This window comes from Bacillus cereus group sp. BfR-BA-01310 (genome assembly GCF_022664325.1).
Classification (GTDB): Bacteria; Bacillota; Bacilli; order Bacillales; family Bacillaceae_G; genus Bacillus_A; species Bacillus_A paramycoides.
Map to the genome: position 1 here is coordinate 162109 of NZ_JAKUHD010000002.1, position 13105 is coordinate 175213.

Consider the following 13105-nt stretch of genomic DNA (forward strand, 5'->3'; position numbering starts at 1 on the left):
TTTCTTATACAAACATTTGTTGAAGCAGTGATTTCTTCAAATTTTTAAGCGAATTTAACTCAAGCTGATGAAACGTGATAAGATTGTCTAGATTATTGAAAAAGGTGCCGATTTGTTTTTGCTCTTCTAATTTTGGGTAAAGTAAATTAATCTCTTTCAAATCTGAATTATGCAAGTGAACCACAGATTTCCCTTGGGCACGTTTTGACATTTCCTTTTGTTGCGTACCATTTGATATTGTCAAGGCTAAAAATATTGAATTTACTTCCTGTTTAGGTTTAATAATGTTCAAGTCTCCACCTAGGATAAACCCCGGTTTACCAATAACAGAGGCTCTTGAAATGTCTTCTGCAGATTCTCCGGACGCAGGAACAACAACTTCATTCCCTTCGCTGATTACAGATTTGTCTTTCATTTCAACAAACGTGTCGACATTATTAATGATAGTTTCATATTTTGTATAAAGGCGACCATATAACACAACTGGAAATCCCGTCTCCTTCAAATCATTCTTGGTATATCCGTTTCCCTTAGAAAATTCAGCCACTTCCCCCAACTTACACTGTTGCCAAGCGTCAGTAAATCCTTCAAAGCGAATTTCAGGAACATTGGCTCCATCTTTCGGAAACATTTTTTGAAGTAGACTCTTTTTCGTATCCTTCAGCAGTTCCAACTTACGCTGATGAAGGGTGATAGTGTCAACTAGTTGTTTGAAAAAGTTTCCTATTTGGGTTTGCTCTTGAATCTCTGGAATAACTACATTAATATTCTTGAATTTTTTCAATGAAAGAACTCTTTGGCCTGTTCCTTCAGCTTCTAAGGCAACTTGTTTTTTTATAGTTGAATTGAGCATATTCAAAAAGAAATCACTATTGCCATTAGATATTCTAAATACAGGATAAAAGTAACTAATGATCCCTTTATCAATAAGGTCGTTTCGATTAAATTTAAATATACCGTTATCGCTTCTTGACCTAAATGTAAAGTATCCTCTTGGTAACACAAAATATCCTATATTATTTTGTGTTGTTACTTGTCTATCTGCAAAATACTCTTCTTGGTATACTATTCCACGCTTTTGAGATGAAGTTAGTACAGGATATTGATTTTGAACTATAGTTTTCTCAACATAATCTTGTATAAACTCCCCCAACTTCCGCTGTTCCCAAGCATCCGTAAATCCTGCGAATCTGATTTGAGGTGATTTTGTTATTTTATCACTCATTTCTAATCTCCTTTTATTTTAAATATTGAATTGCTAAAGCGATTAACGACAAGCAGCGGTTAAAAAAGTAATCATAGTGGCGATTATCTGTAATATCAATTTTATTTGTCTCATGATGACGGATTCTAAAACTATTACCAATGTCCGTTAGTGCCCTAAATTCAGCATCAAAAATTGTAATAAAATCATACTTCCCATTGCTCATATCATTTACCACTTTGGTTGCAGAGCCACGTTTGTCAAGATTAGTATAATAAGTTTTCAGGCGTTCAAGGGCGTCCCATATTTTCTCAACTGAATCTTGGCGAGCCGCTGGATTTGGTGTTTTATATAATGCAATTGCATCTTTCATCAATTCTCTTGTTCCATATTCAGCAATTTGCTGTACTTGTGTCTCTATTGCAGGTGAAAGCGGGCTGTTTTCTACTATACGCTCAATAAGTTTTCCGCTAGTTAATGTAAACAACAACCCCGACTCTTGAAATATTTCGTTTATTTCATTTCGATAATCATCAAAAACTTTTGTTGTATCCAAACAACGGATATCCCAATAATTTTTGTAACGATCATTATTCCATCCTTCAGAAATATCCTTTATATTTTCAGCAACATATTCTATAAGGTCAATTAATGAATATTGGTCATAATCATCATTGTATTGTGGGGCAGCTATATGACCATACTCATCCCTGAGAATATTAGAAATTTTTATTGCCATTCTATTTTCAAATTGACTACGGTCAAATTCAATATAATACTGATCCACAAAAGAACAATGCTGCTGAAGTTTGAAGATATGTGTTAGATTCTTATAATATTTTTGACATGTATTTAATAGCAAAGTATAAACTTCTTTTGAGATTTTACTCGTACGTGCAATTGGTTTTCTTAATCCATGGCGTTCTGTGTATAAATTCATTTCCGTTCTCCTTTCTCTAGTCTGCATAATTTTATCTCATGATTATTCTCCCTTCTTAATTTCGTCAGCCATTTCGTAAAATGCCTTACGGAATTCAATTCGGTATCGTACCCAAGTTAATTCTGCAATCTTTTCAACTGCAATTTCTTTATAATCAGCTCTTGCGTCATTCATGATTGCTGTTAACTCACCTTGTTTATCCATATCCTCCTGACCTAATCGGTGTTTCTTAATCAAGCTTTCAAGTTCCCTAGGTTTGGTGCTGTTATCAAGTCCCCAAGTACGGATGAAATTCGTTACAAGTTGGATATTCGTATCCTTTTGTGCTTTATCCATAGCTTGGTTCATTTTTTCAACACTTCGAGGTGCTGGATAATTATCAAACTCAAACTCTTTTGAAAAAATCTTAGATACAAAGTTGCGCATCTTAGATTTTTCTTTTTCATTGTCAGACTTGGCAATTTCAAGATGGATTTCATCTAGTGTGTTTTCAGCTTTCGACATATCGTTCACGTGAACTTCATCAGCCATTCTAGCAATCAAATCAATCAAATAATCATAGTTGATGGTAACATCGTGAATATGAACCATAGAGAGATTGACTTGCGAAATATCAATGTCTTCTCGCTTTGCACGTCGTTCCTTCAACTCACCGGCGATTACAGTTGTTAAAATGACTTCCTGCTCTTCAGTAATACCCAATCGTTCATAGAACTCTTCAGGATTATCATAGGCAGAAATAGGATTTTTGTCATCATCTTCTGTATATTGTTTCAACTGACTAAGCAAGCGATTATACTCTTTCAAATTCTCAAAGACTTCATCTTGTGCTTTTTCACTTGGTGGTAATTGCACAAAATCATCTGTGAGCATTGAAAGCTTCTTGATGACTTCTTGCATCTCAGCTTGAACCTTGCTGAACGGTTTAGAAATGATACCAGACGCTTCGTTACCTTCTTTCAAATCTTCAAGTGAAAGCTGCTCGTCAGCGGATGCACGATTTGAATAGATAGCAAAAGCCTTATTCATTTCATACTCGTTTTGCTCTGGCCAACGATAATTCACGACATTTCCCCAAGGCTTATCGACAAGGTTATGCATTCGGTTTGTACGTGAGTATGCCTGAATCAAGTTCCCACCCTTAAGCGTTCGGTCAATATAGAGCGTATTCATCTCAGGAGCATCAAAACCGGTCAAAAGTTGATCAACAACGATAACCAAATCTAAATAATTACCATCATCAGCTGTCTTGTTCAAACGTCGTGCTAAGTCTTCTGTGTAGGCTTTAACTGTCGTCATATCAAAAGCTGTGCCAAACATTTCGTTATAGACCTTGATGGCTCTATGCAAGTTCTCGTTCGTTTTCAGTTGGTGAATACTATTGGATGTATCTGCCGAGAAACTCACTGCAACTTTTAATCGTTTATCTGCAGGACGATTCGCATTTTCTTCAACAAACTTATCGAAGTATTCCATCGCTCTTGGTGTACTTGCTTTGTTACCGCCAACGTGGACTGTAAACAAGGCATTATATTTGCGGTCATTTGAACGTTTCTTCCAATTATCGAAGATGTCTTTAACTACCAAGTTCACATGTTCTGGGCTATAGTCGTAAACACTACCACGAATATTATCGTCGATATCAGCTTCAGTTGGATTTGCAGGAGCCTCGATAGTTTCCTTGAATTCAACGTTAAAACCTAAGACGTTTTTATCCGCAATGGCCTCTTTGATGGTGTAAGCATGTAGAATATCACCAAAGATTTCTCGTGTTTCGGGGAATTTTGGTGTACCAGTATAACCAACCCAAGCAGAATTAGGAATAGCTTTTCGGATCGTTTCAAGCATACCTTCATTTTCAGTACCATCACCAGTTGAACGGTGGGCTTCATCAACGATAAAAAGAATACTTTCATTAAGTGGCTTGAAGCTATCTCGCGCTACATAACGCGACATCTTTTGAATACTTGTCACGATGATGTTCTTATCGCTCTTCTTAGTTAATTTGCGATGGAGGTCTGAGATATTTGCTGTGTCACTCACCACACCAGTTTTCCCTTCAAATCCCGCAACAGGATCATAGGCTTTATAGGCATCAGCTGTTTGGTTTGTAAGCGCAATACGGTCAACCAAGAAGATAACTTTATCTACATTAGATAGACGACTTGCAAGCCAAGCTGTCTTAAAACTTGTGATTGTCTTACCTGAGCCTGTAGTGTGCCAAATGTATCCTAATTTACCATCATCATATTTGAAGTCAAATTTTCTAACTTTATCAAGCACACGCTTTGTGGCATAGACTTGATAAGGACGCATTACTTTGATATTTTCTTTGTTTTTAGTACCATCAAGTATCATATAGCGTGTTGCCAAATCATGAGCCATTGGAATTGACAACACTTTATCCGCAAACGTCTTCCATGAACGAATAGGGCGAGCATCATCTTCATTTTGCCAGTTGAATGCGAAAGCTCGGTTAAAGCTTTTGAGTGGCGTATTTGCCATGTAACGAATATCATACGGCGTCATCGCGATTAGAATCTGCAAGGTTGAAAAGATGCCGCTATATTGTTTTTCAGCAATGTACTGTTCCATCTGGTTCAAGGATTCTGTAGTACTGTGAAGTGCTTTCTTTAATTCGATTTGAATAATCGGTAAACCATTAATAAGTAACGTCACATCAAATCGACGGTTGGGCTTACCATCAATAACTTTTGGTCGTTTAATTTGATTTACCACTTGATAAACAGTGTTTCCACCGCCAACTTGGGCTTGGTCAAATACTGTCAAAAATACATGCTTACCATTGTCAAGGTCAACTTCAATTTCAGAAACACCGTTAACACCATACAAAAACTGTCCGGCATGGTAGGGTGATTCGATACTAGTGATAATCTTCTTCACCTGGTTAAATTCAGTGACAGACAATGGTTCATCTAAACGAGCACTATTGTTTTGTTCTAGGATTATTTTAAAGTTATCCCAGAGTTGTTGGGTTGTTCTGATGTCTTTTTTGTATTCCCATTGTTTTACTCCCCCGATTTTGGTCAAATAATCGATGACTTCATTTTCAAATGCTAATTCCGATTGACTTTTCATTTGATTATTTCCCCCTTAAGTTTTCTTCTAAGATTGAGCTCGTAAACTGCTCAATCAAGTTTGCGTATTTGTTTAACTTATTTTGTAGTTTTAGTGTTTCTAAGTATATAGCGCCTATTTTCTTCTGTTCCTCGATTGGAACAACAGGAACGATAATTTCACCAAGAGCACGTAGTGGAATTCTAAGAATAGGGCCAATTCCCTGTAACTCCCTTTCCTTTTGTCTTCTAACATCTTTATAGGCATTAAACAAAAAAAGAAAATATCCCTCATCAAGTCGTCCATTATCAAACTCTATTTTTGTAAAGTTAAGAGACAACACTTTACCAACATTATTTTTACCGACAATTGTTGCTAGCTGCAATGAGTTACTGATAACAACATCACCTTCATTTAACGATAGGTTATTTTGAAATAAAGGTTTTGCCTTATCTTCAACAACTACGTCCTCGTGATTATAATCAGCTTCAAAAGACGCTTGGTCATAATAATTTATTTTTTGAGTTCCAAACTGCTTTTGCGCCCTTGTTGGATTTATACCAGGAACGAATGTTACGAATTCATTTATTTTTCTTTTCTCCAAATAAGTCACCCCAAAAATTACAGATATGATTTTTTGAAATATTTCTATATTCCACATTAAACCACCTCAAGCACGTTTTGTCAAACGATAATTTGAAATATTTTTATATTTCTTTTTAGATTTAAGAAGAGCCTACAGAAACTATTCTGCAAGCTATGTTTTATTTCACTCTTCCGCCAAAAGGTTCTCCTTCTGCCAAATGGTTAAACAATCTCCGCAAAACTCAACCCTTTTTCAGCGTCATTCTGTTCCCACAGAAGATTTAAAAAACATAAAATCACGATCATCTCCATCAAATCCAACAGTCCCTAAAATAGAAAAAAAACTTGAAACCACTGCCACTACAGCGATTCCAAGGGTAATAATTCTTATATTAATTCCAGTAGTACGACTTTCACAACATGAGCTGTAAGCGGGAACATAAATGAGGTTTTTAATATTAAATTTCCTGAAATCTTATAGATTTGAATAAATCAAAAGTTTCGTCATAAAATGATGGCAGTCTAGCTGCAAAAAATATTTCATAACTATTAATTTCCATAATTAAAAGCTGCTTGAATCGTATCAAACAGCTTTTAATACTATATTTTACGAAACTTTAATGAAATCCATTGAAATCAGATAAAATAAAAAAAGTGCCCAACCCCTGTAAAATCAAGGATTTTGACACTCATTGAAATCATACGAGTCAAACCCGCGTCCAGAAACTCCAATACTCAAGCTTCTACGCGTGTATCTTGCCTATTTAGGTTTCACGCATCATTAGCCAGCAAGCAGGTATCGTGAGCGCTAACTTGGGAAGCTCTTGCCGGTGACTCAGGTGGCAGTCCATACTTTATTTATAATAGTTAAGGTGTAATACATTTAATTTGAACTAGGTTTATAAAACCTTTTTTAAACATTATATAACATTTCCACAAAACAAAAAGAGAATCTTTTAACAGACACCCTTAATTATTCCCACTCAATGCTTTCTAAACATTATAAGAATGAATTTATTGAATATCAAACCTTTTGGGTTGTTTGCAGTTCTTTGATTTAGTATATCTTGATTGCTATTGTTTGCAAAATGTTTGCAGTCTACATAATTTATTTCTCTTTTTAAAGATGCTATAATCGCATTAAAGACGATGATAGAATATCTAATATTTTTATTAGGAGGTGTAATCTATGGCTAAAATGGGAAGAAAAGTATCTTACAATTTAACATTAGCTAATGAAGAAAAAGAAAGAAAAGTTCGTGAAAAATGGGAAATGGAAGGTGGACGTGTGACCACCGCTTATGTACTAAATAAAGCTATGGCTTTATTGTACGAAAAAGAATTTCCTAATGAAAAAAATGATGAAGCGAATAACAGTAAAGAAGAATAACTTTTATATACTATCCAAGTTTAATGATTTGGATAGTATTTTTTTTGCGCAAAAACAATAAGAGTCCTTTTAAGAATATTTAAGATGATTTAAGAATCTTTTATTGCTTTTAATATTCCTTAAGAGTATAATCACCTTAAAGATGATTTAAGAATATTAAAGAGTCTTAAAAATGTGATTGAGGTGGTTTAGATGAAAGCTAAAGAAATGTTAGAAGTAATTGAGGAAGTTGAAACATTACAACATGGCATTAAATCATGGACTGTTGAACGTGCACGTACTTTCCAAACAGAAAATTTAGATGAACAAGAGAAAATTGAGTTTGATTCAACATTTTACGAGTTCGTGGAGACTTTAAATACTCTATACGGTTGTAGAGTAGCTATCCCAACAGCAAAAAAAATCCTCAATAACTCTTACATTGCTGCAAGAAATAATAAGTTGGCTGTTCAAGCGATTGCACCCATGGAGATTAAAGTAGACTCTGACGTAATTGAATTTTTAATTAAGAATGGTTTCAACATCGATCATGCTGTATTTGCCAAAGGCGTAAGTCAAGAAGCTGTCGAGGAAATAAAAGAAGCAATGCCAAAAGACTCTGTGTTATTTCGACGATTAAAAAATGCCGCTGATTTAGCTTATCCCTCGCCACGAGGCTTTTCATACGATTACCTAAATAAAGTCGTAGCAGGTTTTTCTAGCGTGTGGCATGAAGGATGAATTGACTATGATGATTCCTATTAGAAGCCCTTCTATAAATTTCACTAATCAACAAAGAGAATAACTCATGCGATTGCATGAAATTAAAACTATTGAATAAAATAAAAATTTAGAAATGGGGAATTAAAAATGGCAATTAGACCAGTAATTAATAACATAGAGACTTTAGGCGCGACTTTGTTACTTGTGGAGGCGAAACCAGCTTATGAGCGCATTGAAAAAGAAAATGGGAAATTTGAGAGAACTGAGAAAATCCTAAATTACGTTTATACAGTGGTCTGTGTTGAAAGAAAGTTTGAAAAGGTTTCTATAAAAATTGACGAGCCTCGCCCACTTTATGATGAGGAAGTTCCCGATAACACATATGTGGAATTTGAAAACTTGGTAATTACTCCATATGTTTCGAATGGTTGGATTCAAATTTCTGCTAAAGCAGACAGATGTGTGGTAGTCGAGGAGTGATAACAAATGCGCAATTCTAAAAATGATTTTATCCAAGTAAGCTATTTTTCAAAAATCCCGCTGCTTAATCGTGTCGCATTTTTAATTCTTTCTATCTGTTTGCTAGTGAGTATCGAGATTTTTCTTGGCAGTTACTTGCCAAACTTTTTACAATTTATTAGTTTTCTACTGTTCTGTGTCGCTTTAGTGATGATTATTAGAAAATGGTTTACATCACGACGAAAGTTCAATCGTTCACCTTTCAAAAGACTGAAGCGATTTATTGTAGAGAATAAATTATATGAGGAAGAAATGCGAGAAACTGGTACGAATGAAAACGGAAGTCCCAAACGAGAAAGAGTAGTATTTAATTCCGCTTATTTTTTGTACAAAATGACAGATGATGAATTAATTGTTCGCGCTTGGAAGAAAGCTGATAAGTTTTCCGATAAGGCTAATTCCTACGATACATTACTTAGTGCATTGTTTGGGATTCCACTATATAAAAAATTTGATGAAATACAATATTGTGATTATGTCTTTGAATTAGTTCCCGATAAACGAATTATTGTTTCAAACTCTAGTAGAAATACTAATAATTACGAAATACCAATTACTTCTAAAATCAAGTGGAAAATCGGGTCTCCTCCCCATCTTTTAATAGTAGGTTCAACAGGCAGCGGGAAGACGTATATGGTAAATACATTAATTCTAGATTATTTGAGTAAGGGTGCGGAGTTATTCGTTGCTGATCCAAAATCTGCCGACCTCGCAATGATTGGGAGAATAGTAGATAAAGAACATACGGCAACAACCGAAAATGAGATTGCAAAATTATTGCGTGAAGCGAGCGAAGAAATGGAAAGACGTTATAAAAAATTATTTGCTGATGAAAGCTCATTCGGTAAAACGTGGAAAGATTTTTCAAACGTTAAACCTTTGGTAGTAGTGATAGATGAATACGCTGCATTCGCTGCTGTGTCTTCACAGAAGGTCGTTAAAGAAGTACAAGGATATTTGTTCAACCTCATTCTCAAAGGGCGGCAGGCAGGCATTGAAGTTGTTATGATTATGCAAAGACCTGACGCTAATATTTTAAGTGGAAATTTAAGAGACCAATTTGGTGTGAGAATTGGCTTAGGAAATATGACAGATGAGGGTAGAAGAATGTTGTTTGGTTCTGTCGATATGGAATTTAAGTCAATTCGTGAGATAGGCGGGGGCTATGTCATGATAGATGGACAGCATAATGCTCCTGTATACATAGAAACACCTTTACTTACAGGCGGATTCGATTTTATCGGAGAATTACAGAAGATTATTAAGGAACGTGAAAACTCTTAAATGGCCCCCCTCGAAGTGGGTGAAAAGGGGAGGCAGACGCGTAGCGGGCTGAACGGAGTGACCGAGTCTTTTCGCCCGCTTTGAGGGGGCTAGACGAGCGGTTTTTGCTCGGCTTATTTAACTTGATATATAGAACAACATCTAGAGAAAATTCATATCAGAGAAAATTATAGGAATTGGAAATGAGTGGTTCCTATCAATGACATTGGAAGCTATAAATATAAAGTTATCGAGACTCCTACAACTTATGAAGTTTGGGAATATATAGATGACCCTGTTTATTATCGTGTTAAAAATGACAATGAAAAAACTCATAGTGATATCGAATGGATTCAAAATTTAGATATACGAGAAACTTTCGATGAAATGAAGGCAACAAAACAATACGATAGTTTAAAAAGAAAACAACGTCATTATGAAAATATGCGTTGGGAAATCGCTCGTTTAGTCGATTGTAATTTTGACAAAAGCACAAAGTTTATGACTTTGACTTTCAAAAAAAATGAACAAGATATTTCTTACACAAATATCGAATTTAATAAATTTATAAAGCGATTAAACTATCATCTTTATAAGATTAAGAAACAACAATTAAAGTATCTAGCAGTGTGGGAAAAACAAAAACGTGGGGCTATTCATTATCATATTATCTTTTTTGAACTCCCTTTTATTAAGATAAAAATTCTACAAGAAATATGGGGACATGGTTTCGTTAAGTTAAATAAAATTGATGTGGATAGCCAAGAGAATCGAGGAAGATATGTGAGTAAATATTTCTCAAAAGATTCGGAATTAAAAGAACATAAAAAAAAGGCATTTTTTAAATCGCAAAATTTAAAAATGCCAATAATTCGACGAACCAATTCGTTGCAACCGATTGATTTGTCTAACAAAAAAATAATTTACAGTAAAGATTATACACGAAACATTCCCGATTTTCATTCACAAGATATGAGTTTTAAGAACTCAACTGTCAGATATATTAAATTTAGAAAGGAATTTGCACATGATTACAGTTACGAAACAAGAATTGATTAACCTTGGATTTGGACCCAGTCAGTCAGCTGATATTATCAGACAAGCAAAACATTTAATGCTTAATAGAGGTTATTCTTATTATTCAAGTAAACGTTTAGGAAGAGTTCCTGTCAAAGCAGTCGAAGAAATTTTAGGCTTCTCTATTGAAGCAAATACAGATGCATCTCATGCAAAAAATTTCTAATATCTATCAAGATAAGAAAAATGGAGGTAATTAAGGTGCAACATACATTTGAAGTTTCAAAAGGACTAGAAAATATATTAACCGAGTTAATCATTAATTGTACAAACCAAGCGATAAAATCCCAGCATTTTGTATCAAAAGAATGGTTTTCTTTATCAGAAGCTGCTAAATATGCAGGCGTTTCACACAATACATTGGTTAAATTTCGCCAATTGGGCTTAAAAGTATGCGAAATCGACGGTATCAAACGGGTTTCAAAAAAAGAAATTGATCGCTTTCTAGAAGAATACAGCTACTAAATGCTACGAGAGGATTTTCGCACAGCAAAATTATATATTATAACTGTGAGGATTAATCCTCTCCTTTTTAATCTTGCCCCCGCAACGATTATAGGAGGTCTTTACATGAAACAGAAAAAAGCATCACCCATACAAAGCTATACCAATAAATGTGGTAACACACTTTATATGTTCCAAGTTTATCTGGGGATCGATGAATTAACTGGGAAACAGAAACGAACTACAAAACGTGGATTTAAAACTCGAAAAGAAGCTGAATTAGCTCTGTCTCGAATTAAAATCCAAGTTTCAGAAGGAACTTATCGTCAAGTTCGTGCTGAAACATTTCAAGAGCTATATAATTTATGGATAGTTCAATATGAAAAAACGGTTGAAGAAAGCACCTTTGTCAAAACGTTTGGTTACTTCAAAAATCACATATTACCATCAATGGGAAGTTACAAAATTGATAAAATTAATATCGATATCTGCCAAAAGCATTTTGATGAATGGGCTACTAAGCTTTCAAAAGCTAGAACTATCAAATCATATGCAGCTTTAGTATTAGATTTTGGAATTAAGCGCGGCTATATTCAGATAAACCCATTCACTCATATTGAAACTAGAATTAAAACTAGAAAAGTGATTGAAGTTGAAGAAAAAGTAGAAAACTTTTATACGCGTGAGCAATTAATTGAGTTCTTAAATGGTTGCGAGCAATCTCTTCACTATAAATCGTTTACCTTGTTACGTTTACTTTCCTTTACAGGAATGCGTAAAAGTGAAGCACTTGCACTAACTTGGAAAGATTTAAATTTAACAGATAATGAACTCACTATTTCAAAAGCAATTGGTCGAGGAAAAAGTTCGAAGTTATATTTAAAATCAACAAAAACAGGGTCATCACGTGTTATTAAAATTGATGATGCTACTATTGCCATTTTAAAATTATGGAGAAAAGCGCAAAAACAAGATTATCTCATTTTAGGACATAATACGATGGCAGATAACCAGCTCATCTTTAGTAATACAAATAATGACTACATTCAACCAGTACAGATTCAAAAGTGGATGTATAGTGTGCAAAAGAAACATTCCTTAGAAAAAATTACACCACATGGCCTAAGACATACACATTGCTCTCTTCTTTTCGAAGCTGGAGCATCACTAAAAGAAGTACAAGATAGACTTGGCCATTCAGATGTGAAAACGACAATGGATATCTATACTCATGTAACGAAAAAAGCTAAAGAAGGTGCAATTCAAAAGTTTGTTTCCTATCTTGAGATTTAAAATTATTAAATACAATTTTGACTACGTTTGAATACAATCATTTGAAATTGGTTGAAAATGAAAAAATGCCAAAACCCTAATTTATCAAGGGTTTTGCCAAAACGGCAATGTTATGCTTTAATTCACAGACATAAAAAAACCACCAACAGTATGTATTGGTGGAGACGGTGGGAGTCGAACCCACGTCCAAAAATATCGGCACTTAAGCTTCTACGAGTGTAGTCGATATATTAGCATTTCGCGAACTCTTCGGCCTATCGACAGGCTTCCAAGTTGCTAGTCTGGTTGTTCTCTTCCTTTGTCCTCAGACGGCGAACTCCGGCGTAGTCCACTTAGTTTGAGTCCCTTACCCTACCACATGGACGATGGAGGGAGGAACCTTTAGTGCAATTAAGCAGCTAAAGAAAGATTGTTTTGTTTGCCAATTATAGGCTTTGACGTTTTAACGAGGCCGATCCCCTCGACTCGCAACTTAAGCTCGAACTATCCCTGTCGAATCCGTAACGTCCCCATGATAGAAATGGAGCATACGAAGAAATATCGTGATAGCTACTAAGAGCTGTTTTTCAATGTGCAACAATCTTACATAAGTTATTATATCATACGCGCG

The 13105-nt window shown here is 34.9% G+C and carries 12 protein-coding genes and 1 other RNA gene; 8 read left to right on the plus strand and 5 right to left on the minus strand.

From position 1 onward, the window contains the following. Window positions 1-4: 4 nt before the first annotated feature. From MR109_RS05960 to MR109_RS05975, 4 genes are read right to left on the minus strand one after another with little or no spacing between them, the layout of a single operon-like run. Entirely contained in the window at window positions 5-1225 is a 1221-nt protein-coding gene (locus MR109_RS05960; protein WP_242271292.1) for a restriction endonuclease subunit S, read from the minus strand. 13 nt (window positions 1226-1238) lie between these two features. After that, window positions 1239-2144 (minus strand): AbiJ-NTD4 domain-containing protein, encoded by a 906-nt coding sequence (locus MR109_RS05965; protein ID WP_242271293.1) that lies wholly within the window; start codon window positions 2142-2144, stop codon window positions 1239-1241. Window positions 2145-2186: 42 nt separating this feature from the next. Further along, on the minus strand, window positions 2187-5243 hold the full coding sequence (locus MR109_RS05970) for a type I restriction endonuclease subunit R (RefSeq protein WP_242271294.1): 3057 nt from the start codon (window positions 5241-5243) through the stop codon (window positions 2187-2189). Between the two features lie 4 nt (window positions 5244-5247). Continuing rightward, the gene (locus MR109_RS05975; protein ID WP_242271295.1) at window positions 5248-5883 is read right to left on the minus strand and encodes a restriction endonuclease subunit S; all 636 of its coding nucleotides are present in this window, start codon (window positions 5881-5883) and stop codon (window positions 5248-5250) included. 1113 nt (window positions 5884-6996) lie between these two features. Here MR109_RS05975 and MR109_RS05980 point away from each other — a divergent pair. The 8 genes from MR109_RS05980 to MR109_RS06015 all read left to right on the plus strand — a co-directional run bounded on the left by MR109_RS05980 (window position 6997) and on the right by MR109_RS06015 (window position 12495). Then, on the plus strand, window positions 6997-7197 hold the full coding sequence (locus tag MR109_RS05980) for a hypothetical protein (protein ID WP_242271296.1): 201 nt from the start codon (window positions 6997-6999) through the stop codon (window positions 7195-7197). Between the two features lie 192 nt (window positions 7198-7389). Further along, a complete protein-coding gene (locus MR109_RS05985; RefSeq protein WP_242271297.1) occupies window positions 7390-7917 on the plus strand; it encodes a hypothetical protein in 528 nt (175 codons plus the stop codon). A gap of 129 nt (window positions 7918-8046) precedes the next feature. Then, a complete protein-coding gene (locus MR109_RS05990; protein ID WP_242271298.1) occupies window positions 8047-8379 on the plus strand; it encodes a hypothetical protein in 333 nt (110 codons plus the stop codon). A gap of 6 nt (window positions 8380-8385) precedes the next feature. Next, a complete protein-coding gene (locus tag MR109_RS05995) occupies window positions 8386-9702 on the plus strand; it encodes an FtsK/SpoIIIE domain-containing protein (protein ID WP_242271299.1) in 1317 nt (438 codons plus the stop codon). A gap of 186 nt (window positions 9703-9888) precedes the next feature. Continuing rightward, window positions 9889-10740, plus strand: coding sequence for a rolling circle replication-associated protein (locus tag MR109_RS06000; protein WP_242271300.1), 852 nt, complete (start codon window positions 9889-9891; stop codon window positions 10738-10740). Continuing rightward, on the plus strand, window positions 10709-10924 hold the full coding sequence (locus MR109_RS06005; protein ID WP_242271301.1) for a DUF3173 domain-containing protein: 216 nt from the start codon (window positions 10709-10711) through the stop codon (window positions 10922-10924). The genes MR109_RS06000 and MR109_RS06005 overlap by 32 nt, the downstream gene beginning before the upstream one ends. A 35-nt stretch (window positions 10925-10959) precedes the next feature. Continuing rightward, window positions 10960-11223: a helix-turn-helix domain-containing protein gene (locus MR109_RS06010; RefSeq protein WP_242271302.1), complete on the plus strand. Its 264-nt coding sequence runs from the start codon at window positions 10960-10962 to the stop codon at window positions 11221-11223. Between the two features lie 105 nt (window positions 11224-11328). Then, window positions 11329-12495, plus strand: a complete 1167-nt coding sequence (locus tag MR109_RS06015) for a site-specific integrase (RefSeq protein ID WP_242271303.1) — start codon at window positions 11329-11331, stop codon at window positions 12493-12495. Window positions 12496-12651: 156 nt separating this feature from the next. Here MR109_RS06015 and ssrA read toward each other — a convergent pair. Continuing rightward, window positions 12652-13006: a transfer-messenger RNA gene (ssrA, locus tag MR109_RS06020) on the minus strand. Between the last annotated feature and the right edge of the window lie 99 nt (window positions 13007-13105).

Coding starts and splice junctions, on each gene's coding strand:
- MR109_RS05985 (WP_242271297.1), top strand. CDS start 7,390: ATGAAAGCTAAAGAAATGTTAGAAGTAATTGAGGAAGTTGAAACATTA.
- MR109_RS05965 (WP_242271293.1), bottom strand. CDS start 2,144: ATGAATTTATACACAGAACGCCATGGATTAAGAAAACCAATTGCACGT.
- MR109_RS06015 (WP_242271303.1), top strand. CDS start 11,329: ATGAAACAGAAAAAAGCATCACCCATACAAAGCTATACCAATAAATGT.
- MR109_RS05960 (WP_242271292.1), bottom strand. CDS start 1,225: ATGAGTGATAAAATAACAAAATCACCTCAAATCAGATTCGCAGGATTT.
- MR109_RS06005 (WP_242271301.1), top strand. CDS start 10,709: ATGATTACAGTTACGAAACAAGAATTGATTAACCTTGGATTTGGACCC.
- MR109_RS05970 (WP_242271294.1), bottom strand. CDS start 5,243: ATGAAAAGTCAATCGGAATTAGCATTTGAAAATGAAGTCATCGATTAT.
- MR109_RS05990 (WP_242271298.1), top strand. CDS start 8,047: ATGGCAATTAGACCAGTAATTAATAACATAGAGACTTTAGGCGCGACT.
- MR109_RS05980 (WP_242271296.1), top strand. CDS start 6,997: ATGGCTAAAATGGGAAGAAAAGTATCTTACAATTTAACATTAGCTAAT.
- MR109_RS05975 (WP_242271295.1), bottom strand. CDS start 5,883: ATGTGGAATATAGAAATATTTCAAAAAATCATATCTGTAATTTTTGGG.
- MR109_RS05995 (WP_242271299.1), top strand. CDS start 8,386: ATGCGCAATTCTAAAAATGATTTTATCCAAGTAAGCTATTTTTCAAAA.